The organism is Mannheimia glucosida (assembly GCF_046267875.1).
Lineage (GTDB): Bacteria > Pseudomonadota > Gammaproteobacteria > Enterobacterales > Pasteurellaceae > Mannheimia > Mannheimia glucosida.
On record NZ_CP176502.1, the window covers coordinates 815985 to 838746 of the forward strand.

Sequence of the window (22762 nt, forward strand, 5' to 3'; positions counted from 1 at the left end):
AAATGAAAAATTCAATCAAATCACAATTAATGTGGGGCATTTCTGCTCTCCTATTTGTGACCGCACTATTGAATGCTGCTTATAACTTTTCGGATATTTGGCGAGAAACCAATGAATTACAAGATAAGATATTAAAGCAGGTAGCGGATTATATTGAGCCGACCAAGGGCTATTCTGCAACTGATCTAGACCACGATAATATTCAATTACTGGTACAAACTTCGGTGAGTCCAAATAGTATCTTTGATGTGAGCGGCAAACAAGCGGGTTTTTATGATGCGGAACATCAAGGCAATCTATACCGCTTTTATTTGAAAAAGAAAGCCGATGGCTATGTATTAGTTGCACAAAATAGTCATTATCGTACTGATTTAGCGATGGATGTTGCATTAGATAATACCGTGCCATTTGCTATTTTATTGCCGCTTACCCTACTGGCAATCGGTTTTTTGGTGCATTTCAAAATGCGAACGGTACAGCAGGTGTCTGAGGAGATTGAACAGCGTCAAGATCTCGATCTTACCCCAATCAATACACAACATATTCCGACTGAGATTCAAGGCTTCACCAATGCGATTAATCAACTTTTGGCTCGAACCCAACATTTGATTGAGCAACAACAACGTTTTATTGCAGATGCTGCTCACGAAATGCGTAGCCCAATGACCGCACTGTCATTACAGGCAGAACGTCTTTCAGGGCAACAGCTACCAGATGATCAAAGAGTGCAAATTGAGCAAATTCAGCAAAGTATTAAGCGTAATCGTCATTTAATTGAACAATTACTTTCTCTTGCGAAAGCCCAAGCCGGCAATGTTACTTTACATAAAACGCAAATTAACTCACAACATTTATTCCGCCAAATCATTGAAAGTTTGTTGCCAATTAGTCAGCAAAAAGATCAGGATATAGGTGTGGTTGGTACGCAAACAGTAGCTTTTTATGCAGCAGAGATCGATATGTTTACTTTGGTAAAAACCTTGGCGGATAATGCTTTACGCTATACCCCCGTAGAAAGCCAAATTGATTTAGTTTGTGAAGAAAATGATGAGTTTGTCATTTTCAGTGTGGAAGATAATGGTAGCGGCATTCCGGTGGAAATGCGAGAGCGGGTTTTGGAACCTTTCTACCGTATTCTTGGCTCAGAGCAGCAAGGTTCGGGGCTGGGTTTAGCCATTGCGGAAAATATCGCTAAACGATATGGAGGTTATATTGAATTACAAGATAGCCGACAATTTCCAACAGGGCTTTTAGTTAAAGTTTTTCTCCGGAAATCTTATCTGCAAGCCTAAATAGACGTGGGAGGGTATAATCAGAAAATGCCTTCCCATTTTTTATCTCTCCTAATTTTTCGCTAATTCTAGCGTTTTAGAATATCCACATAGAAAAGACAGATCATAGCGGTCAAATTTCCCTATTTTTTTACAAAGGATATTCAATGAAACTGAAACACCCTCAATGGCATTTATCTCAAATTAGCCTTATAGCCCTTGTTTCTCTCTATTTTACCATTGTTCTTAATATAGCTTTTTTCCGAGAAACCTTTAATCTTTATCAATTTACCGGAACAAATTCGGATTATTTTATTTATACCACACCTTTGGTACTTTTTGCCGTATTAAACATTGTATTGAACATACTGGCTTTACCTTTCATTCATAAAGTGATAGTGCCGTTATTGATCATCGTAAGTGCTGCGGTAAGCTATAATTCGCTCTTTTTTAATGTTTATTTTGATCGAGATATGCTTTCCAATGTGTTACAAACCAATATGGCTGAAAGTATTCGGATGCTAACACCTCGCTACCTTGCGTGGATTTTCTTCCTAGGTATTGTGCCGGCACTGGCTTATTTGAATGTGAAAGTTCGTTACCAAGGGTGGTTGAAAGAAATTTCCGTGCGAGTCGTAACAATTTTTGCCGCCGCATTGATCATTTTTGCCGTTGCTTGTCAGTATTATCAAGATTATGCCTCGTTTTTTCGTAATAACAAATACTTACCACACTTGATTGTACCCTCTAATTTTGTCGCCGCGGGTGTGAGCAAAATCAAGCATAGTCGAATGGAAAATCGCCCTTTTGTTACCTTGGCTGAGGATGCCAAAATACAAAAGCCGGACCGCTATCGTCACGTTTCTGTGATTGTATTAGGAGAAACGACTCGAGCAATGAACTGGGGACTCAATGATTATGCACGCCAAACCACACCCAAAATGGCAGCTCGCCTTGCAAACGGTGATAATTTAATTAATTTTCGCAATGTGAGTAGTTGCGGGACATCGACAGCAGTTTCCGTACCCTGCTTATTTTCATCAATGACTCGTGAACAGTATGATGAAGTGACGGCAAAGAATCAGGATAATTTACTCGATATTCTTAACCGTGCCGATGTGAATGTGGTATGGATTGAAAATAATAGCGACAGCAAAACTGTTGCGGATCGACTTAAAGAAATCAATACATTCAGTGGCAATACCTCTTCACTTTGTACCAATGGCGAGTGTTTAGACGAAGTGATGTTGCCAGAATTGGATAAAGCGTTAGCTGAAAATCCGGATAAAGATACGGTGATTGTGTTGCATACCATCGGCAGCCACGGACCAACTTACCACGAACGTTATACCGAAAATGAACGCATTTTTACCCCCACTTGCGACACGAACGAAATTAACAAATGTAGTCGGGAAGAATTGGTCAATACCTATGACAACGGTATTGTCTATTTAGATAAATTTCTCGATCAAGTTATTCAACGTCTGGAAGGGAGAAATGATTGGGAGAGTGCAGTGTATTATTTTTCCGATCACGGTGAGTCATTAGGCGAAAATGGCATTTACTTGCATAGTACACCATACTCTCTTGCTCCAAGGGAACAAACTCAAGTTCCTATGATGATGTGGTTTTCTAAATCGTGGGCTCAAAACGAACCATTCGATCTAGAATGTATAAAACAAAATGCTGATGCAGCCTATTCGCATGATAACGTTTTCCACACGGTGTTTAGTTTGATGGATATTGATATGAGCAAGCATAGTTTACCAGTTTATGATAAATCACTCGACATACTAGGGCGTTGCCATCGTTAGTAATAGAAGAATAAAAATGCCTTTAACTTGTAAGGAGTTAAAGGCATTTTTTATGTATTTAAGATAGTGTTTCCGGTTTTATGTTTACCGCACCGCCATTTGGAACAAAATCACTTCTGCTTGGCAGCTGAAGGTGATCCACATTTTCATCAAGAACCCTTCCTCAGTTTGGCTGATTTCACTTTGGATCTCACAAGGTTCGGTTTCGACCGATTTTGCTTTTTGTGTGAAAAATTCGACCGCTTGTTGAGCCAGTGTTTCGCTCTCATAGACTGCCTCAAAGCCAATTTGGCGGTCTGTGTTATCCAACATCGAATCGCCTTTTAGCCGGCACATATTATGTGCCTCTGCCGCTTTTTGTTGCATTGTTTTGCTCATATTACACCTTATCCGTAATTTGTTTTAACCAAGTGTAGGATTGTTGCTGTTTTTGCTCATCGAAAATGTAGCTTACCGCCATAATTTCATCAATTTCCACTCGGGCTTTTAGGGCTTTAAGTTGTTGTTCAACGCTTTGCGGGCTACCAATTAAGGAGCATTCGGTCATTTGGCGGACAACGGTTTTCTCTTGGCGGTATAGGGCATTTTGCTCAAAGGCAACCGGCCCGAAATGCGGCACGATTTCTGCTTTCACAAAATTTTCCCACACTTTGTCGTCAGACTCGAGCGGTGGTTGCAGATTTTGTTGGGCATTGGTGACTACATTTAAGAAAAATTGGGTTTGGGTGGTGGCTAATTTTGCTGCTTCTTCATCAGTTTCTGCCACAATCGCATTCACGCCTAAAATCACATAAGGTTTATCTAGCACTTCAGAGGGCTTAAAGTGTGAGTGGTAAATGCGGATTGCATCGTCCATAAAGCGAGGGGCAAAGTGCGAGGCAAAGGCGTAAGGCAAACCTCGTTCAGCCGCTAAATAGGCACTTTCAGGGCTTGAGCCTAGAATATAAAACGGCACATTTAGCCCTTGTGCCGGATAGGCGGAAACAAGATTTGTACCGTCAAAATAACCTTTTAATTCGCTGATTTCATCAGGGAAAGGCAAACTCTGGGCGTTGCGGCGTAGGGCAGTTGCGGTTCGCATATCGGTGCCGGGCGCTCGCCCAAGCCCGAGTTCTACCCGGTTTGGGTAGAGTGTTTCCAGTGTGCCGTATTGTTCTGCCACAATATAAGGGCTGTGGTTGGGTAACATCACCCCACCGGAGCCGACTCTTAATTTTTCAGTGTGGGAGAGGGCGTGTTGAATCAATAATTGCGTGGCGGAACTGGCAAGATTTTTCATATTATGGTGTTCAGCAATCCAATAGCGTTCAATACCAATATTTTCTGCGTGTTTTGCTAATTTCACCATAGAATCGACCGCTTGTTTGGCAGTTTGCCCTTCACGAATCGGCACTAGGTTGAGAATGGATAAATTTGTCATTTTGCTCTCCGAGTTTGCATATAAAAAAGGCTGAATAGCTTTACTATTCAGCACTTGTAAAACCATCACCTTAATATGGGGACGATTATTTCTTACTCAAGAAGACCACAGCGTCAATATAGCGTTGGATAAAATCATTGGTTGAACTTGAATCAGAAAATCCTTCTAAATTAAGCTGGTATTGACCATTCACGAAAAATGCCGGCACGCCACGAATTTGGAACTCTTCGGCTAATTGTACTTGCTTGTTCACTAAGCCGTTTACTGCAAAGCTGTTGATACCGCTGTCAAACTGTTCTGCACTAATGCCGTTAGCAATAAAGACCGCACGAATATCGTCCATTGATTTAAACGCATCTTTTTGTGCAGCTTCAAACAAGGCGGTTTTTACTTTATCTTCCGCCCCTAACGCCATTGCTAATGCCCACGCACGGGTTAAGTCTTCTGATTGGCGACCTAAGAAATTAACGTGATATTGCACTAATTTGCTGTCTGTAGGCAATTTCGCTTTGATTTGGCTTGGAATTTTGTAATTTAACTCAAAATCATAACAGTGTGGGCAGTAGAATGAGAAAAATTCTACCACTTCTTTTTGAGCTGATGGGGCTTTACGCACTTCAATATATTCTTTACCCGCAGTTGGATCAGCTGCAACAGCGGTTGAGTTAAATGCAAAAAGAGCAGAAAGTGCAACAAGTGCGGTTTTTAATGCGAATTTCTTCATAATGATTCCTTCAAAAATGTGATAAGTGAGAAATAAGACAAACTTAATCGTTTAAAATTCCACGAGCTCGGAGTAATGCGGTTTTAAAATCATCTTCATAATCTTTTTTAATGCCCGGAATCGGCTCAAATTTATCGGCATTTCGCATTTTGAGCTGATAAATCAAGACTTCATCACGCAGGGCGTGAAAATTATCCGGCTCGCCTACTTCCACCGAAAGCTGTTGCAGAATATCAATTAAGTGAAGATCGGGGTTTTTCCGCCAATGTTCACCAAGCAGTTCCAATAGCTCTTCTAAACGTTTGCATTTCATAGTATGCCTCTTAAAAAACTTGTTGAATAGTAAGCGGAATAATATACTTTTACCTTTCATTTGGCAAAAAAATTCAGGTTTGGAGAGGGAAATGACAGACAAAATTTCAGCAGTAATTTTAGCCGGCGGTTTGGCTCGGCGAATGAACGGGGCGGAAAAAGGGTTGCAACTGTTAGATCAAAAACCGTTGATTTCGCACCTGTTATCCCGACTTTCGCCACAAATCGAGGATATTTGGCTCAATATCAATCGTTCAGTGGAACAATATCAACAACTTTACCCTGAATTACCTTATTACCAAGACAGCTTGCCCGATTTTCAAGGCCCGCTAAGCGGAATGCTTGCCGGGTTCGAGCGGATTGAAAGCGACTATTTACTGTTTGTGCCTTGTGACACGCCGTTTATTCCAAGCCAACTATTGCAAAAGCTACACACGGCATTACGCATTAATCAGGCTCAAATTGCCTATGCTCACGATGGCAACCGCCCACACCCAACGGTTGCGTTGGTGCATCGTTCGGTGGCGGAAAATTTAAGAGCCTATTTAGCCTCCGGCGAACGCCGATTATTGTGTTTTTTTCAAACCCAAAAAAGTGTAGCAGTGGATTTCTCGGCATATAAAGCCGCATTTCGCAATTTTAATTGTTTGGAAGATTTAACGGCTTTCAATCCATATCCCATCAAAACCCTAGCGATTACAGGCTATAGTGGTACAGGAAAAACCACTTTATTGGAAAAATTAATCCCAAAATTGACCGCTTGCGGTATTCGGGTTGGCTTGATTAAACATTCCCACCACAATGTCGATATTGATAAAAAAGGCAAAGACAGCTATCGCTTGCGAGAAGCCGGTGCAAACCCGACTATGGTCGTGTGCGATGAGCGTTGGGCGTTAATGACGGAAACGAAACAGCTGATTGAAACCAAGCAAAAAACGGAAACTAAACAAGCGGTCGAATTTTCACAATTAATTGCAAAATTTGACCCAGAGACAGTAGATTTAGTTTTGGTAGAAGGCTTTAAGCACGAAACAATGCCGAAAATTCAACTACACCGTAAAGAGATTGAAAAACCGTTGCCGGATTTAGATGAATGGACAATCGCGACTGCCACCGATTATCCGCTTGAGCGGGAAAATCGGTTGGATATTAATGATGTTAAACAGCTCGCTGATTTTATTCGGCAGTGGCTAGAGGCAAGCAAAGAGCCGGCTAATTAATTGACTAAAAAGCCCCTAAAATAAGCGATTACTTAGTTTAGGGGCTAATAGCAATTACCAGCTATATCCCAGTTTGAAACCGGCAAAATGTTGTTTGCCGATTTCGTTACCTTTCAATAGACCAAAGTGAGTGCTGAATTGCCATTGACCTTTTGTAACACCCACGCCCACTTCACTTTTCAGATAACGTCCGAAACGTTGGCTAAAGGTGTTGTCGTTGACTGCCACATTCAGGCGTTTGCTGCTGGCATCCACATAATGTGCAGCCAAGCTAGGCTCAACTTTCCAGCCGGATAAGTCAAAGGCCTTGCTGACTTTCACTCCTGCTTGGTACGCCATAAAGTTCGCTTTCGGGCTGCGGACTTCTACTTCACCCAGTTTGTAATCTTGTGCGCTGAAGCGATAGTAACGTGCGCCAATAGCAGGCTGAACTTGTACGCCGGCTAAGTCGAAGTTATGTCCAAGATTTGCCCCAATCGCCATAATATGACGGTTAAAGCGGTTTTCCTCGAATAGATTGATACGGTTTTTCGCTTTGCCGTAGCTACCGTCTAGGCTGACGAAAGTCCCGTTTTCCGAATGCCATTTACCATATAGGCTTGCCATCAGTAAGTTGGACTTGCCGTTCACTCCATCATCAAATTCCGCATCGGCGTGGTTGCGGGAGAGTACTACACCGGCATTGATATTGTTTGCGAGTGGTAATTCCAGCCCGAGCTGAGTTAGGTTAGTTTGTTGCTCATACGGGCGATATAAATCCGATTTGTGTTCGGTTTTTTGATGTTCCAAACTGCTCCAAACGTGGAATTTATCGTGTTTTGCTAACAGTTGGCGATCTAACCCTTGCCCGATGTGCAACGCAGAATTTGCTTGTGCCGATAGCTCGGAAAGAGCGGTATTGGCATATTGGCTTACCCAGTCGCTTTGTTGAATATTACTACTGTCAGTGTCTGCGTGTGCTTGTAGATGCTCACAATTTGCACCATTCTCTTGGCAAAGTTTTAGTGCCTCAGCGTTTAAAATTGCTTCACTATTTCCAGCAGTTATACGTAAGGTCGCTAATTTTGCTTCTACTTGTTTTGCAATATTTTGTGCAGTTTCAACCGCTTGTTCTACGTTAGCAATTTGCGCAGCGGCTGCTTTAGCATTGTTTTCTGCTGTAGTGAGTGCAGCACTCGCTTGTGTGACTTTCTGCTTTGCTGTCGTAATTTGCCCTTGGATTTGGCGGTAATACGTTGGATAGTAACGGCGGTAGTAATCAGCATATTGTTGCAAACGGGTTAATTCGCTATTTGCTTGGCTAAGCTGAGATTGTGCGTTTGCAGCGGCTTGTTTAGCATTTTTCTCTGCTTGGCGCTCTTTCTCGGCTTCTGCGTTCAAACGGCTGATTTCCTGTTTTTGTTTATCCGCTTCTGCAATAGCATGGTCTAATTCCGCTTTCGCCGTTGCAATCGACTGATTCCGATCTTTAGCATCTTTTAACGGATTGTATAAGCGATAGTCGTTGCTTCGATTTGCCAGCACATAACGATATGCACCTAAATCAACATAACCATTTTCCAGTGAGACTTTAGCTTTATCGGCTTGCTCGTGGTGCGTTAAAGTTAATAAACTTAACGGGCTAACAACTTCAGCTTCTTTGCCACTGTTGCGCAATGCAAGAGTGAAAGTTCCCTCGGCGAGACCATTTACCTGTAGGTGATCGCCTTTGCCAGCAGCAATATCGGTTAAGTAGTTGATTTTGGCATTACCTTGGAAATTACCGTCAATAATCAACTTATTAAAACGAGTCGGTATCTCGCCTGTTACAAATTTTTCATTCAGGTTGATGGTTGAACCGTTTTCTGCCACTAAATTGCCAGTACGGCTATCCCCAGTATTTGTCCAGCTTGCTTGGTTAGCTAAACGAATGCTCGTTGTTGCTGCTGCTTCAATGGTGCCAATCAGGTTCGCTTTGCCGATGTGTAATTGGCTCTGTGCTGCCAAGCTGACATCACCATTAATTTGTGTTGTGGGCAGTGTTGCAAAAATTTCATCAGAAACGACCGCTTGTGTATCGCAGCTTGTTTTACCGGTGTACTCAGAATAGTAGCAACTTGGAGTTTGCCCGTTGATAAAGCCTAAATGTAGCTGTGCATGGTCATTCGCTGCCAAGTTTGCTTGCAGGTTTGAGACATTACGACCAACATAAAGCTGAGCGTATTGGTTTAGCTGCATATTATCAGCCTTAAATTGACGATTTTGCCAATCATCGGCATAAACTACATCTTGCTTATTGATCACATCATAAGCGTGAGGAGTCGGTCTGCCGGAAAGTAGCACTTTACCGCCTTTCACAGTCAGATCGCCGTTTAAGTTCAAACCACCAGAGAAGGTATAAATACTATTGAGCTTTTCTTGCTCTATTGGTGCGTTTTTACGGGCTAATACTTTGTTGATCGCTTGATTGCGATCTGCAGCTAAAAATTCCCAATGCTCGCTGCTTAAGCCACCGCGAGGAACAGGTTGTTTTGGATCACCTTTTAATGCAAAGTATTCCCGAATTTTAGTTTTCGGATTGGTGAACTGATAAATATCTGCACCAGCTACTAGCCCCTTACCCCAAGTTACTTCAGAGGCAGTTGCCAGCGGTGTAGAGGCTTTTGGATTATATACCACATTCAAACGACCGTTATGTTGGACGTTATCTGTTTCGCCAATAAAACCGTTAAAGCTATTATAGCGATGCTCTAGACCTTTTTGCGCGAGTACTTGTTTTACTGCTGTATCCTTGTCAGAAGAGAGGAAGGTCCAGTGGGCATTACTTGCGCCATTCGTTGGCATATATTGGTTTGGATTGCCTTTAAGTGTAAAGTAATCGGTACGGTTATTAGCTCGTGGATTAATGTATTCATAAATATCAGCACCGTTTTCTTTCCACGTTCCCCATTTTAAGTCTGTTGCTTCAGGAGCTTTCGGACCATTAATGGTGAGTGTTGCAGCTTTTTGTAGATGATTATTAACAATACGCGCACCATTATCACTGTTTTGAATACGATTAAACGCAATGTCGTTGCCGTTGAGATCTAAACGACCACCACGGAAGCCAAAGTAAATCTTATTTGGATCGACTTGATCAGCACTGTTTAATACAACGGTTGAACGGCCGCTCACAATACCAACTTGGTTAAATGCAGATTTTTTGCCATTTTCACCCGCTTGTTGATTCAAAATGACAGTGCCTTGTCCAACACTAATGTCACCAAGGTTTTCGCCTTTACCGTTAATATGTAGCGTACCTTCGCCCAATTTAGATAAACGGTCGCCTTGTGGGTTTTTGACTTGCCAGTTGACTTGCTTATCTTTAGCAACAACTATCCCGGCACCAAGCCAAGTTTGGTCGTTTTCAGGTCGAACAGTAGTATTAGCATTGAAATATAATGCACCAGCACCTTGGTCAATATCGGTTTTCAATACGATAGTGCTATCTTTTCCTTCAATGTTTAGGGTTTTTCCTGTGTTGTCTTGCGGAAGTTGTAGCTGAGGTGTACCACCATAGCCTAATGGAGAAGCGCTATTGTCTTTAATTGAACGATCGGCAAGCGAAACCGTTAAGTTTTGTCCTTTATTACCAATGCTACTGTCTTTACCCTGTGTAGACCATTCAAAGACGGCATTTTGTTGTGCATTGGTTAATGTGCCGGCAATATCTTCAGCAAACTGTTTATCGTGATAATCCTGACGGATAATACCAGCACGGTTATAGTAGTTGTTTGCAGGCGTACCAAAGGTGTAAGTAGCTAGTAGTAACCAGCGTTTCGTTTTCTGATCGTAACCATACACACCTGAACCACTATCACCACGAGTACCAAATGCAGTTAATGCCCCATATGGGCTGTTATTTAATGCGCTGCCTTTAAAATCTAGCCAGTAATCAGAACGGTTTCCTACAGGCAAATGTACACCGCCAATTAAATATTGGTAAGATCCCGAAATTTGAGTATCTTGATGTTCTGTATTTTTAAGAATTTGACGACCAGAGCCTAAACGAGCGAAATGACTAAAACGGCTGCTGTCTTGATAGATAGCCGCATTGTTCCCTAAATCAGTGGCCGTTGTTGGCACAACTTCGGTCACTAACTTATTTAAACGAGGCACTTGGTAGTCGTGATGGCGATCTCCATCAACTTTTTCATAGTCGTTACGATCAACGACTTTGTAAGTGTAGTGGTGTGCATCGGCATTAGTGCCTGGGGCGCCAAATTCCACAGTATTGTATTGTGTATTATGGGCAACGCTGACTAAATATTGCGGTGCAACTAGAGTTGCTATCCCTAAGTTACGGTTTGCAGCACTAAAATCTGGCATCGGTACATTTGGGAAGAGTGCATCTAATGTATTGCCACTTTTATCTTTAATTTCAATATTGCTTGCACCTACGGTGAATTTACCCTTATTCTCCGCAAAATCACGGTAGTATTGAAGATCGATATCATCTCTGAAAACAGAGGCTGTTGCAGATAAACTAACAGCAAATGCCACAAAGCTGGCAAGGTAAGAAAGTGGAAAGTTTTTATTTATCATAAAATGTTAATAAATTGCTAATATTAATGGAGTAAAAAGGTGGGGTATTCTATAGATAATTATTTATTTGGCAAGAGGTCTTACCTGTTTTTTATACAAATTTACAATCTTAAGATAGGCAAAAGCAGCTACGGAATACGCAGCTGCTTTGTTGAAAGTTTTATTGAGTGATAAGCAGGAGCATTATTTTGCAAATTCTTGCATAAATTCGCCCGCTTGTTTGACCATTGAGGTTGAACCGACAAAGAACGGTACACGCTGGTGTAGCTCTGTTGGCTTAATATCTAAAATCGGATTAATACCATCTGTCGCCATTCCTCCGGCTTGTTCGGCAAGAAACGCAATCGGGTTGCATTCATAGAGTAAACGCAATTTCCCTTTTGGATATACGGTGGAGGTTGGGTAAATATAAATACCGCCTTTTAATAAATTGCGGTGGAAATCGGACACCAGCGAGCCGATATAGCGTGAAGAGTATGGACGTTTGCTGGCTTCATCGGTTTCTTGGCAATACTTAATAAAGCGTTTCACACCTTGTGGGAAAGTAACATACTGCCCTTCATTGATGGAGTAATATTTTCCTTCGGTAGGGGTTTTTAGATCAGGGTGTGAAAGAATAAATAAGCCTAATGACGGATCATAGGTAAAACCGTTCACGCCATTGCCTGTGGTGTAAACCAGCATGGTTGAAGAACCATAAGTAACATAACCGGCGGCAACTTGTTTACGCCCTTCCTGCAAGAAATCTTCTTGTGTTACTGGGGTGCCGATAGGGGAGACACGGCGGTAAATAGAGAAGATTGTCCCCACAGAAACATTCACTTCAATATTGGAGGAGCCATCAAGCGGATCGGTCATTAAAATATATTTTGCATTTCTCCCACGCTCATTATCAAAGGCAACAAAATTATCATCTTCTTCCGATGCAAATCCGGCAACATCTTCACGTGCAAGTAACGCTTTTTTCATCGTTTCGTTGGCGAATACATCAAGTTTCATTTGGGCTTCACCCTGTACATTTTCAGAACCTGCAGTACCTAAAATATCTTGACTTAAACCGGCACGGTTGATTTCTCGATGAATAATTTTAGCGGCTAAACGAATAGAAGATAAAATCCCACTTAATTCCCCTTTTGCCCCTGGGTATTCTGCTTGTTTTTCAATAATAAATTCGCCGAGTGTTTTCATTTTTTTCTCCTTCGCTATGTTAGAATGCCCTTATTATAACGATTACCTTTAAAGAGGTAGCGGTTTAAGCTTTAATTCTGTGATCCACTTCACATTTTATCTTTCAAGATGAGGAGCAATACGATGAATAATCTACGAATCAAAATGATCAGCCCTGAAATAGCATTAGCAAAATATAATGAATTGGATGTTTTAGAGATTAATCACTCCAAAGTGAAGGCTAAAATTGCATTGCAAGGTGCGCAGTTACTGAGTTGGCAACCTAAAAATACTCAGCAAGATGTATTATGGTTAAGTGAAATTGAACCTTTCCAAACAGGTGTGGCGATTCGTGGCGGCATTCCGATTTGCCACCCTTGGTTTGGTACAGACAAAAAGCCTGCTCACGGCACAGCCCGTATTCAAGCGTGGAATTTGCTGGAACATACTTCCTCAGCAGATGGGATTCGTGTTGTTTTGGGGTTAGAAAATCAGGCAAAACTCGAGATGATACTAGGCGAAGTCTGTGAGTTGTATTTTACTCACTTAGCACCGGAGCCGGCACAGGCTGCATTGCATACTTATTTTCAGGTCGGTGATATTACGAAAATGGAAGTACAAGGCTTGGCAACACAATGTTTTGATAAATTGACGAATCAAGAAGTTGAAGTGCCATCGCCTCGCAAGATAAGTGAAAATGTGGATTGTATTTATCCGGCACAAGCGGTGAATTTTATTCAAGATTTTGCAAATCAGCGCACCATTAAAGTGGAGCATATTAATGCGACCGAAACCGTACTTTGGAATCCTTGGCATAATACTATTAGTGCGATGACAGAAACGGCGTATCAAAATATGGTATGTGTGGAAACAGCACGGATAAATACCTTACTTCAACAAAATGAAACGCTAGGAGTGAGAATTTTGGTGCGATAATGTTTAATGAGAGCAAGCAGCTGAATTAGTAATATTGTTTACAAATTTAACTGCTTGTTTTTTTTGTATTTACACTAGATCAAACAGTAAAAATTCCACGTTATCTTGAACGTTGATTTCAAGCAGCGCTTCTTGGCGAATGCCTAAAGCATCGCTGGTAGAAAGCTCAACGCCGTTCACGCTTAAATTTCCTTTCACTACTTGTAACCAATAATTGCGGTTCGAGTTTAAGGCAATGCTATCCGATTTTGCACTCGGGTATTGATAACGCCACAGCTTCATATCTTGGTAAATTTTAAATGAACCTTCTTCTGCGTTTGGCGAAAGAATCAAGGTGGCTCCCTCTTTCGGGGTAAATTTGTCTTGGCTGTAGCGTGGGGTCACATCTTTTTGGTTTGGGATAATCCAAATCTGGTAAAGGTGTAAGGTTTCATTCGGATCTGGATTAATTTCTGAATGGAAAACCCCGGTTCCGGCAGACATAATTTGAAATTCGCCAGCTTTTACTTCGGTTTTATTACCCATACTGTCTTCGTGAGCCACACGTCCGTTTAACACATAAGTTAAAATTTCCATATTATCATGAGGGTGTTTACCGAAACCGTGATTCGGTGCAATGAAATCCTCGTTGATAACTCGCAAATGTGAAAAATGGATATGTTTTGGGTCGTAATAATTGGCAAAGGAGAACGTGTGGTAGCTTTCAAGCCAGCCAAAAGATCCATCGCCTCGTTCATTGGCTTTTCTAAGTTGTAACATTATCTATTCCTTATATAAGTGTTAAGTTGTGCCATTTTACTTTATGCCAAAAATAGATAAACCCTAATTTAATAGATTAATTGTTTCATTTTTTGAAATAATAGGGGCTTGATTTTTATGGGAAAGTGTATAGAATAACGCCCCCTTGAGTTCCCTTACCTCAAGTTTTCATTTAACGAAAAAGGATACAATATGAACTTTACTACTTATTTTTCGGATGAGAACAAACGTCGTTCTCTAATTTTACTTTCACTTTTCCACATTTTTATCATCGCAATTAGCAACTATTTAGTGCAAATTAGCTTTGAAGTTCAAGTACCACTAACGGAATTTAGCTTCCCGACAACTTGGGGGACGTTAACATTTCCATTTATTTTCTTAGCGACTGATTTAACCGTGCGTGTATTTGGTGCAGATCTTGCTAGAAAAATCATTTTTGTTGTGATGTTTCCGGCACTTGTCATAAGCTATGTGATTTCCGTTTTATTCTTTGAAACCCAATTTCAAGGCTTTAGTGCATTAACTGAGTTCAATTTTTTTGTTTTCCGTATTGCACTGGCTAGCTTTGCAGCTTATTTAGTTGGGCAATTATTAGACGTTCTAGTGTTTAATAGCTTAAGACAAGGTAAGCGGTGGTGGCTTGCTCCAACCTGTTCAACCATTTTTGGTACTTTAATTGATACTTTTGTGTTCTTTGCTGTTGCATTTTATAAAAGTAGCGATGAATATATGGCAGAGCATTGGTTTACTATTGGTGCGGTCGATTATGCGTTTAAACTCTTTGTAAGCCTACTGCTATTTCTACCGCTTTATGGTGTGATATTAAATTTCATTATGAAGAAACTTGATTTAAAGTAGAAATCTAAACTGAGGTTTGGGGATTGTGCTGAAAAAAGGTATAATCCCCTTACTTTTTATGGCAGATATAGCAGAGAGCAATGTAATGAATAATATTCCATTAAGAAACGAAGAAGAAATTCAAAAACTACGAGTAGCCTGTAAACTGGCTTCAGATGTTTTAGTAATGATCGCCCCTTATGTGAAAGAGGGCGTAACAACTGGTGAATTAGATAAAATTTGTCACGAATACATTTTGGCAAATGGGGCAACTTCAGCCAGTTTGGGCTATCACGGCTTCCCAAAATCGGTGTGCATTTCGTTAAATGAGGTCGTTTGTCACGGTATCCCAAGTGATGACAAGAAGCTGAAAAAAGGCGATATTTTAAACATTGATGTAACCGTCATCAAAGACGGCTACTATGGCGATAACTCGATGATGTATGTAGTCGGTGAGCCAAGTGTGCGGGATAAACGCTTAATGGCGGTTACGCTAGAGTCCCTTTATGTCGGGATTCGCACCGTGAAAGCGGGGGTGCGTTTAAAAGAAATTGGTACAGCGATTCAAAAATATGTGGAAAAAGAAGGCTTTTCGGTGGTGCGTGAATATTGTGGACACGGCATTGGTACCGAATTCCATTGCGATCCGCAAGTGGTGCATTATGCTACCGATGATGGTGGTGTAGTGTTAAAAGAAGGTATGGTGTTTACGATTGAGCCAATGGTGAATGCTGGCAAAAAAGAAGTCCGCTTAATGGGTGACGGTTGGACAGTGAAAACCAAAGACCGCAGCCACTCCGCACAATATGAGCATCAAATTGTAGTGACTAAAGACGGTTGTGAAGTGCTAACAATTCGGGATGAAGAGATTGCCGAAGGGCGTATTTCTCGAATTATGCACAACAGCTAATTTGCAAATTTTTAGCGAAAAATGACCGCTTGCGAAACTCATTGTTAAGCTAAGACGTTTAAAAACAAAAGGGATTAAGCTAACACTTAATCCCTTTTTTGTGATCTATTTTTGATTATTTCGCTTGTGCTTTTTTCACCCAAATGGCTGAAATGGTAAAGGCAACTACAAATGAAATTACCATACCGACAGAATACATTGCAAGGCTGTCAGGTTTAATCGACGGAATACCTAAGAAACCGGCTGCACCTAAGGCAATTGCTTTCACATTAAAGAAAGCGATAAATGCACTGGCTAAACCTGAACCGATCATCGCTGCAATAAAGGCTTGGCGGTAGCGTAAATTTACTCCGAACATTGCCGGTTCGGTGATACCTAACAGGGCTGAAATACCTGACGGCACGGCTAAACCACGCACTTTGGCATCTTTCATTGCAAAAGCTACACCTAAACAGGCTGCACCTTGTGCAATGTTAGACATTGCTGCAATCGGGAAGATAAATGTACCGCCGGTTTGTGCTACTTCAGCTAATAATTGGGTTTCAACCGCAATAAAGGTTTGATGCATACCGGTAATCACGATTGGAGCGTAGAATGTACCGAAAATTGCTCCACCGATAAAGCCTAAGCTGTCATATAACCACGTTAAGCCTGCTGAAATCGCTGAACCTGCTTCACGACCCAATGGTCCGATTACAGTGAAAGCTAAAATACCGGCGATAAATAATGACATCATTGGCGTCACTAAGTTATCTAAATAGCTCGGTACAAATTTACGGAAAGTTTTCTCAAGGGTTGCTAACACCCAAGCCGAAACGATAGTTGGAATAACCGTGCCTTGATAACCCACTTTTTCAATTTCTAAGCCGAAAATATTCCAGTATTTGATGTTACCTTCCATTAAGGTTTTGGCATAGTTCCAACCATCTGCAAGTGCTGGGTGAACCAATAACATACCAAGTGCCGCACCTAAGAATGGATTACCGCCAAATTTGCGTGTAGCTGAGAAACCGAGTAATACAGGTAAGAATACAAATGGTGCGTTAGCAATAGTGTTGATGAAATCAACTAAATCGGAAATATTCGGATAACGGCTAACAACAGATTCACCTTCCCAGAAGAAACTGACTGCCGTTAGCATTGAGTGAATACCCATTAGCAAACCACCAGCCACAATAGCCGGAATGATCGGCACGAAAATATCGGCTAAGCCTTTTACCAAACGTTGTAGTAATGGCTGATTTGCTGCACCGGCAGCCGCTACTTCAGAGGTGGACATATCTGCCATACCCATTTGTTTTTGCATTTGGGCATACACTTCATTTACCGTGCCTGATCCAAAAATAATTTGGTATTGACCGGAAGTAGAGAATTGACCTTTCACGCCTTCAATATTTTCAATCGCTTCTTTATCAATTTTGGATTCATCAGCAATGGTTAAACGTAAACGGGTAGCGCAGTGAGCAAGAGTAGTAATGTTTTCTTTACCACCTAATTTCGCAATCGTTTGTTCTGCAATTTGGGGATAGTTCATTTGAATTTACCTTTCATAGAAAATAATCGCTTGCATTTTAACTAAAACGGTTTAGCTAAAAAAGAGAAGATTTAAAATATTTCCAAATTTGTGAAGTAGATCACATTTTGAGCTGTTTTAGAGTTTTTGATCGGAAATAATTTTTCCATTATAAACGGTAAGCACTCGATTAAACAAAAACAGGCTCTCTTCAAATTGGTGAGTTACCATTAACAGGGTTAAATTTCGGCTTTGGCAAATTTCAAACACGATTTGCTGTAACTCGGCTCGGCGTTGCGGGTCGAGGGCGGAGAAGGGTTCATCCAATAATAAAATCGGCTTATCTCGCAATAAGGTACGGGCTAGCGCCACCCGCTGTTTTTGTCCGCCCGACAGTTGTTCGGCTTGACGCTGAAGGAAGGTTTCTAGCCCCATTTGCGCAGCAATTTGTTTAACCTGTGCTTTTTGTTTCGGATTGAGCAACAAACTCGGTACTAGAGCTAAGCCGATGTTTTGTTCTACCGTTAAGTGCGGGAAAATATTGTTATCTTGGAATAGCATTGAAACAGGGCGTTGTGCAACTTCGGTATCAAGATGATTTTCCTGATTTAACCACAGCAGGCTTTGCTGACTTTCGGGCTTTTCAAAACCGGCAATTAGATTAAGCAATGTGCTTTTGCCTGCTCCGCTTTCACCAATCACCGCAATGCGTTCTCCCGATTTAACAGAAAGCTGAAAGTGCATATTCATTTGCTCGTAAGTGAAGTGGAGATCCAGTTCGATCATAGTTTATCCTTAGTGAATAAGAATGGTAGTAACGCAAATAACATCAGAATCAGTGCGGTAACGCCAGCATCTTCGGTTCTATAGCTACCAAGCTGTTGGTAGAGTAAATAAGGGAGTGAGCTGAAATCTGCACTGCCGAAAAATGCAATGACGGTGAAACTCCCTAAACTTGATGACATTGCTAATGCAAAGGTGGTGACAAGCGGTCGAATTAGCTGATTTTTTTCCACAATCCACCAACGCCTCATTCCCCTCAGCCCAAGTTCTTGGGCTAGTTTATCGTGTGAGGTCAGGCTATTCCACATGGCAGAAAAAAGCATCGGGTAAATAAAAGGCAGTAATGTTAAGCCGTTGCATAAGCCGACCAGTAACAGTAACACCTCAGTTGAGAGTTCGCTATTCATTAATAAAATAAACAAACCAACCGATAGTAGAAAGATTGGTAGAAGTAACGGAAAGAGGGTAATTGCGGTGAGGACGCTGTATCCGAGTTTGGCTTTTTTATAGAGTAATTGGCGTGCCTCAAGTGCAATCAAATAGCTGATTGCAATTACAAATAGGGTAGCTATGAGGCTTAAGTATAAAGAAAATTGCGCGGCTTGCCATAAAGCAGGGTTAAGCAAACGCTCACTGAATTTTGATACACTCAGACCTGCCCAAACTACGCTTACAAGCGGTAGGATTATTGCAAAACTTTGCAAAAATATAACCGCTTGTAACCCGAGTTTAGCCAGTCCGGTAGGCTTTGGTTTCCAAATTTCTACACGGTTGGGTTGCTGTTTTAGCTGTTTGAGGGCGGAGGTTGAGATGCGGTTCATCACAAATTGTAAGCCAATACCCACCACAAATTGCACCGCAATCAAGATAACCGCTTTTGCAAAATCAAATTCAAAAGTGACCGCTTGATAAATCGCTACTTCGAGAGTGCTGTATTTTGGGCTACCACCTAACATTAATACGATAGGAAAGCTGGTAAAGCAGACCAGAAAAACGGTCATAAAAATATAAGGCAGCAAAGTTTTGATAACCGGCAGTTCTACAATTTGGAGATAGTTCCAACCTTTTAGGTTTAATTGAGCCGCAAGCTGAAAGCGGCTACTTGGAATTAAGTTTAGTCCGCTTATGTAATATTTCATTACAAAAGGAATGTTAAACAGGCAGTGAGCCAAAATGATGCCGTGCAAGCCGTATAAATTGAATTGCCAATTAAAACCGAGTTGTTGGAAAAGTTTGGCCAGCCAGCCTGAGTTACCAAATACGCCAATTACCGCAAAAATAATTACCAGTGAGGGCAATGCCCAGATAAACGAAATGGTTTTGTAGAGTAAATTTTTTCCTTTAAAGTCCAAATAAAAGAAAGATCTTGCCAGTAGGCTGCCTAAAAAGAGTGAAATTACCGCAGAGAGGCTGGCTTGAAGTAGGCTATAAGCGACCGTGGACGTTATATCGGAAAAAACAAATAAGGTGTCATTTTGGTGATAGCCCATTAACGCCCATAGACTAAAAGCATAGAGGGCAATAATACTAAAGTAGATAAACCATGCGGTTGTTTTGGTTAATGTGCTAAGCATATTGCTCCAAATTTAGAATATAAGTGAAAGAAGTGGTAGCGAAATTATTGTAACATTTCCGCTTAAGTGTGTGCTAGAATCTTGATATTCGACAAATGATTTTTAAGTTAGATTAAAAAACACCCTATTTGGCAGGGTGATACGACGAGTTTTTGCGCTTTTTAGCGTGTTTTTAATTTGAATTTGTAGTAAAGTTGCGTGCGCAAAATAAATGGATTAAAACAAATTTTTTTAACTTTCAAATTTAAGAGGAAGATTTTATGTACTCAAAAGATGTTGTTATTACTGCTCCAAATGGTTTACACACTCGCCCAGCGGCTGAGTTTGTAAAAGCAGCTAAAGGTTTTGCTTCTGATATCACTGTGACTTCAGGTGGTAAAAGTGCAAGTGCAAAAAGCTTATTCAAATTACAAACATTAGGTTTGACTCAAGGCACAACAATTACAATTTCTGCGGAAGGCGAAGATGAGCAAAAAGCAGTTGATTTCTTAGTTGATTTGATTCCTACTTTAGAATAATTTTTCTATTCTCGGATTTAAGATTTATGTCACTTTATTGTAGCTTAATAAGCTACAATAAAGTGTTTTGCTATGTAACATCCAGATGATTTTTACATCATCTTAAATTAAGGACACAATTATGATTACAGGTATCGCAGCTTCCCCTGGTGCAGTGTTTGGAAAAGCATTGGTTTTAAAAGAAGAGCCGATTGTACTAAATACTCGCAAAATTACTGAAAGCGAAGTTGAGGCTGAAAAAGCAAAATTCTTTACAGGCCGCGAAAAAGCAGCTGCTCAATTAACCGCGATTAAAGAAAAAGCTCGCCGTACATTAGGTGAGGAAAAAGAGGCGATTTTCGAAGGCCACTTGATGATCTTAGAAGATGAAGAGCTTGAAGAAGAAATTTTGAGTTACCTTACTGATAATCTTGTGACTGCGGATGTTGCAGCAAGTAAAGTGATTGAGATGCAGGCTTCAATGCTTGCGGAAATTGACGATGAATATTTAAAAGAACGTGCAGGTGATATTCGTGATATTGGTAATCGCTTGGTACGCAATATTTTAAATATGAATATCGTAGATCTTGGTGATATTCAAGATGAAGTTATTTTAGTCGCTTATGACTTAACCCCTTCCGAAACAGCTCAATTAAATTTAGATAAAGTATTAGGCTTTATTACCGATATCGGTGGTCGTACTTCTCACACTTCTATTATGGCTCGTTCCCTAGAGCTTCCTGCCATTGTTGGTACTAACAATGTTACTTCCCTAGTTAAAACTGGTGATTTTCTGATTTTAGATGCAGTGAACAATGAAGTACATTTAAATCCATCGGAAGAAAAAATCGCTAATTTCAAAGCATTACAAGAGAAATTAAATGCGGAAAAAGAAGAATTAGCCAAATTAAAAGAGCTGCCTGCTCAAACATTAGATGGCCATAAAGTCGATGTGGCAGGGAATATTGGTACTATTCGTGATGTAGAAGGTGTATTACGCAACGGTGGTGAAGCGGTTGGTTTATACCGTACTGAGTTTTTGTTTATGGATCGTACTCAATTACCGGGAGAAGAAGAGCAATTCCAAGCCTACAAAGAGATTGTTGAAGCAATGAATGGTCAAATGGTCATTCTGCGTACAATGGATATCGGCGGTGATAAAGAGTTACCATACCTTGATTTACCGAAAGAGATGAACCCGTTCTTAGGCTGGCGTGCAGTGCGTATCGGTTTTACCCGCCGTGAAATTTTAGATACTCAATTACGTGCGGTATTACGTGCTTCTGCGTTTGGTAATTTAGCGGTAATGTTCCCGATGATTATCTCGGTAGAAGAAATCCGCTTATTAAAATCCATCGTTGCGGAATTGAAAGATCAATTACGTGCAGAAGGTCACGCTTTTGATGAGAATTTAAAACTAGGTATTATGGTGGAAACCCCATCAGCAGCGGTAAATGCACGTCATCTTGCAAAAGAAGCGGACTTCTTTAGTATCGGCACTAATGACTTAACTCAATATACTTTAGCGGTTGACCGTGGTAATGAAATTATTGCTCATTTATATAACCCATTAAGCCCATCAGTCTTAAACTTAATCAAGCAAGTTATTGATGCTTCACACGCTGAAGGTAAATGGACAGGTATGTGTGGTGAATTAGCCGGTGACGTGCGTGCAACTGCGTTGTTGCTCGGTATGGGATTAGATGAATTTAGTATGAGTGGTATCTCTGTGCCACACGTTAAAAAACTCATTCGCTCAATTAATTTTGCCGATGCCAAAGCATTAGCTGATGAGGCACTTGCTCAACCAACTTCTGCAGATATTGAACGCTTAGTGGATGAGTTTTATCAGAAATTAAACTAATTTTAATTATTTAGCATACAAATACAAAATTCTCGTATAAAATGTACGAGAATTTTGTATCTAATATCTAAGGGAGATTTTAAGATGGGTTTATTTGATAAATTATTCGGCTCAAAACAAAAAGAGAGTCAAGAAATCAAAATCTATGCGCCATTAACAGGTGAAATCGTAAATATTGAAGATGTGCCTGATGTTGTTTTCTCTGAAAAAATTGTAGGTGACGGTGTGGCAATTCGCCCGAGTGGAGACACTATCGTTGCTCCAGTAAATGGGACTATCGGCAAAATTTTTGAAACCAACCACGCTTTTTCGATTGAATCTGAAGAAGGCGTGGAATTATTTGTTCACTTCGGTATTGATACTGTTGAATTAAAAGGCGAAGGCTTTACTCGCCTTGCACAGGAAGGTCAAACCGTAAAAGTGGGCGAGCCGATCATTAAATTTGATTTAGCTCTACTTGAAGGTAAAGCCAAATCAGTATTAACGCCAATCGTGATTTCAAATATGGATGAAATCAGCAACTTATCTAAATTAAATGGTCAAGTTGTTGCTGGTGAAAGCGTGGTTTTAACCTTAACCAAGTAATACCACATACTTA

General features: G+C 40.7%; 19 protein-coding genes. 9 read left to right on the forward strand and 10 right to left on the reverse strand.

All coding sequences use genetic code 11. The features are described from left to right. Window positions 1-2 precede the first annotated feature (2 nt). Together ACJ7Z2_RS04085 and ACJ7Z2_RS04090 are read left to right on the forward strand one after the other, a co-directional pair. Window positions 3-1292 (forward strand): ATP-binding protein, encoded by a 1290-nt coding sequence (locus tag ACJ7Z2_RS04085; RefSeq protein WP_409500873.1) that lies wholly within the window; start codon window positions 3-5, stop codon window positions 1290-1292. Window positions 1293-1438: 146 nt separating this feature from the next. Then, complete coding sequence (locus ACJ7Z2_RS04090) at window positions 1439-3085, forward strand: phosphoethanolamine transferase (RefSeq protein ID WP_409500874.1); 1647 nt, start codon at window positions 1439-1441, stop codon at window positions 3083-3085. A gap of 84 nt (window positions 3086-3169) precedes the next feature. On the opposite strand, the gene ACJ7Z2_RS04095 is transcribed toward ACJ7Z2_RS04090, so the two are convergent. The 4 genes from ACJ7Z2_RS04095 to ACJ7Z2_RS04110 form a co-directional block, all read right to left on the reverse strand. Further along, the gene (locus tag ACJ7Z2_RS04095) at window positions 3170-3463 is read right to left on the reverse strand and encodes a YfcZ/YiiS family protein (RefSeq protein WP_409500875.1); all 294 of its coding nucleotides are present in this window, start codon (window positions 3461-3463) and stop codon (window positions 3170-3172) included. Between the two features lies 1 nt (window position 3464). Beyond that, entirely contained in the window at window positions 3465-4505 is a 1041-nt protein-coding gene (locus ACJ7Z2_RS04100) for an LLM class flavin-dependent oxidoreductase (protein WP_409500876.1), read from the reverse strand. Between the two features lie 85 nt (window positions 4506-4590). Further along, complete coding sequence (gene dsbA, locus ACJ7Z2_RS04105) at window positions 4591-5229, reverse strand: thiol:disulfide interchange protein DsbA (RefSeq protein WP_409500877.1); 639 nt, start codon at window positions 5227-5229, stop codon at window positions 4591-4593. Window positions 5230-5272: 43 nt separating this feature from the next. Further along, window positions 5273-5542, reverse strand: a complete 270-nt coding sequence (locus ACJ7Z2_RS04110; protein ID WP_040081194.1) for a YihD family protein — start codon at window positions 5540-5542, stop codon at window positions 5273-5275. A gap of 91 nt (window positions 5543-5633) precedes the next feature. Here ACJ7Z2_RS04110 and mobA point away from each other — a divergent pair, with 91 nt between their 5' ends. Next, a complete protein-coding gene (gene mobA, locus ACJ7Z2_RS04115; RefSeq protein WP_409500878.1) occupies window positions 5634-6761 on the forward strand; it encodes a molybdenum cofactor guanylyltransferase MobA in 1128 nt (375 codons plus the stop codon). A 54-nt stretch (window positions 6762-6815) separates the two neighbouring features. Here the strand turns inward: mobA and ACJ7Z2_RS04120 are convergent, their stop codons facing one another. Together ACJ7Z2_RS04120 and fbp are read right to left on the reverse strand one after the other, a co-directional pair. Next, window positions 6816-11324, reverse strand: coding sequence for a S6 family peptidase (locus tag ACJ7Z2_RS04120; RefSeq protein ID WP_409500879.1), 4509 nt, complete (start codon window positions 11322-11324; stop codon window positions 6816-6818). A 183-nt stretch (window positions 11325-11507) separates the two neighbouring features. Continuing rightward, window positions 11508-12512, reverse strand: coding sequence for a class 1 fructose-bisphosphatase (fbp, locus tag ACJ7Z2_RS04125; RefSeq protein ID WP_126301640.1), 1005 nt, complete (start codon window positions 12510-12512; stop codon window positions 11508-11510). Window positions 12513-12635: 123 nt separating this feature from the next. Here fbp and ACJ7Z2_RS04130 point away from each other — a divergent pair, with 123 nt between their 5' ends. Beyond that, the gene (locus ACJ7Z2_RS04130) at window positions 12636-13427 is read left to right on the forward strand and encodes a D-hexose-6-phosphate mutarotase (protein WP_040081189.1); all 792 of its coding nucleotides are present in this window, start codon (window positions 12636-12638) and stop codon (window positions 13425-13427) included. Between the two features lie 69 nt (window positions 13428-13496). Here the strand turns inward: ACJ7Z2_RS04130 and ACJ7Z2_RS04135 are convergent, their stop codons facing one another. Beyond that, entirely contained in the window at window positions 13497-14186 is a 690-nt protein-coding gene (locus tag ACJ7Z2_RS04135) for a pirin family protein (protein WP_409500880.1), read from the reverse strand. A 192-nt stretch (window positions 14187-14378) separates the two neighbouring features. On the opposite strand from ACJ7Z2_RS04135, the gene ACJ7Z2_RS04140 reads away from it, so the two are divergent. Together ACJ7Z2_RS04140 and map are read left to right on the forward strand one after the other, a co-directional pair. Next, entirely contained in the window at window positions 14379-15044 is a 666-nt protein-coding gene (locus ACJ7Z2_RS04140) for a 7-cyano-7-deazaguanine/7-aminomethyl-7-deazaguanine transporter (RefSeq protein WP_021279454.1), read from the forward strand. Window positions 15045-15129: 85 nt separating this feature from the next. Beyond that, entirely contained in the window at window positions 15130-15933 is an 804-nt protein-coding gene (map, locus tag ACJ7Z2_RS04145; protein WP_006250417.1) for a type I methionyl aminopeptidase, read from the forward strand. 115 nt (window positions 15934-16048) lie between these two features. On the opposite strand, the gene ACJ7Z2_RS04150 is transcribed toward map, so the two are convergent. The 3 genes from ACJ7Z2_RS04150 to thiP form a co-directional block, all read right to left on the reverse strand. Then, the gene (locus ACJ7Z2_RS04150; protein ID WP_040081185.1) at window positions 16049-17467 is read right to left on the reverse strand and encodes a sucrose-specific PTS transporter subunit IIBC; all 1419 of its coding nucleotides are present in this window, start codon (window positions 17465-17467) and stop codon (window positions 16049-16051) included. A 117-nt stretch (window positions 17468-17584) separates the two neighbouring features. Beyond that, window positions 17585-18232 carry a thiamine ABC transporter ATP-binding protein gene (gene thiQ / locus ACJ7Z2_RS04155; protein WP_409500881.1) on the reverse strand — a complete coding sequence of 216 codons (648 nt, stop codon included), beginning with the start codon at window positions 18230-18232 and terminating at the stop codon, window positions 17585-17587. Continuing rightward, a complete protein-coding gene (gene thiP, locus ACJ7Z2_RS04160) occupies window positions 18229-19803 on the reverse strand; it encodes a thiamine/thiamine pyrophosphate ABC transporter permease ThiP (RefSeq protein WP_409500882.1) in 1575 nt (524 codons plus the stop codon). The genes thiQ and thiP overlap by 4 nt, the downstream gene beginning before the upstream one ends. Window positions 19804-20063: 260 nt before the next feature. Here thiP and ptsH point away from each other — a divergent pair, with 260 nt between their 5' ends. The 3 genes from ptsH (at window position 20064) to crr (ending at window position 22749) form a co-directional block, all read left to right on the forward strand. After that, the gene (gene ptsH, locus ACJ7Z2_RS04165; RefSeq protein WP_126301646.1) at window positions 20064-20321 is read left to right on the forward strand and encodes a phosphocarrier protein Hpr; all 258 of its coding nucleotides are present in this window, start codon (window positions 20064-20066) and stop codon (window positions 20319-20321) included. 121 nt (window positions 20322-20442) lie between these two features. Further along, entirely contained in the window at window positions 20443-22164 is a 1722-nt protein-coding gene (gene ptsI / locus ACJ7Z2_RS04170; protein WP_409500883.1) for a phosphoenolpyruvate-protein phosphotransferase PtsI, read from the forward strand. Between the two features lie 84 nt (window positions 22165-22248). Continuing rightward, window positions 22249-22749, forward strand: coding sequence for a PTS glucose transporter subunit IIA (gene crr / locus ACJ7Z2_RS04175; RefSeq protein WP_006249537.1), 501 nt, complete (start codon window positions 22249-22251; stop codon window positions 22747-22749). Window positions 22750-22762: the final 13 nt, after the last annotated feature.

Excerpts from the sequence above, each read along its gene's own strand:
- crr (WP_006249537.1), top strand. The coding sequence starts at position 22,249 with ATGGGTTTATTTGATAAATTATTCGGCTCAAAACAAAAAGAGAGTCAA.
- ACJ7Z2_RS04110 (WP_040081194.1), bottom strand. The coding sequence starts at position 5,542 with ATGAAATGCAAACGTTTAGAAGAGCTATTGGAACTGCTTGGTGAACAT.
- ptsI (WP_409500883.1), top strand. The coding sequence starts at position 20,443 with ATGATTACAGGTATCGCAGCTTCCCCTGGTGCAGTGTTTGGAAAAGCA.
- ACJ7Z2_RS04150 (WP_040081185.1), bottom strand. The coding sequence starts at position 17,467 with ATGAACTATCCCCAAATTGCAGAACAAACGATTGCGAAATTAGGTGGT.
- ACJ7Z2_RS04090 (WP_409500874.1), top strand. The coding sequence starts at position 1,439 with ATGAAACTGAAACACCCTCAATGGCATTTATCTCAAATTAGCCTTATA.
- ACJ7Z2_RS04130 (WP_040081189.1), top strand. The coding sequence starts at position 12,636 with ATGAATAATCTACGAATCAAAATGATCAGCCCTGAAATAGCATTAGCA.
- ACJ7Z2_RS04140 (WP_021279454.1), top strand. The coding sequence starts at position 14,379 with ATGAACTTTACTACTTATTTTTCGGATGAGAACAAACGTCGTTCTCTA.
- ACJ7Z2_RS04095 (WP_409500875.1), bottom strand. The coding sequence starts at position 3,463 with ATGAGCAAAACAATGCAACAAAAAGCGGCAGAGGCACATAATATGTGC.
- dsbA (WP_409500877.1), bottom strand. The coding sequence starts at position 5,229 with ATGAAGAAATTCGCATTAAAAACCGCACTTGTTGCACTTTCTGCTCTT.
- ptsH (WP_126301646.1), top strand. The coding sequence starts at position 20,064 with ATGTACTCAAAAGATGTTGTTATTACTGCTCCAAATGGTTTACACACT.
- mobA (WP_409500878.1), top strand. The coding sequence starts at position 5,634 with ATGACAGACAAAATTTCAGCAGTAATTTTAGCCGGCGGTTTGGCTCGG.
- ACJ7Z2_RS04100 (WP_409500876.1), bottom strand. The coding sequence starts at position 4,505 with ATGACAAATTTATCCATTCTCAACCTAGTGCCGATTCGTGAAGGGCAA.
- fbp (WP_126301640.1), bottom strand. The coding sequence starts at position 12,512 with ATGAAAACACTCGGCGAATTTATTATTGAAAAACAAGCAGAATACCCA.
- thiP (WP_409500882.1), bottom strand. The coding sequence starts at position 19,803 with ATGCTTAGCACATTAACCAAAACAACCGCATGGTTTATCTACTTTAGT.
- ACJ7Z2_RS04085 (WP_409500873.1), top strand. The coding sequence starts at position 3 with ATGAAAAATTCAATCAAATCACAATTAATGTGGGGCATTTCTGCTCTC.
- ACJ7Z2_RS04135 (WP_409500880.1), bottom strand. The coding sequence starts at position 14,186 with ATGTTACAACTTAGAAAAGCCAATGAACGAGGCGATGGATCTTTTGGC.
- thiQ (WP_409500881.1), bottom strand. The coding sequence starts at position 18,232 with ATGATCGAACTGGATCTCCACTTCACTTACGAGCAAATGAATATGCAC.
- ACJ7Z2_RS04120 (WP_409500879.1), bottom strand. The coding sequence starts at position 11,324 with ATGATAAATAAAAACTTTCCACTTTCTTACCTTGCCAGCTTTGTGGCA.
- map (WP_006250417.1), top strand. The coding sequence starts at position 15,130 with ATGAATAATATTCCATTAAGAAACGAAGAAGAAATTCAAAAACTACGA.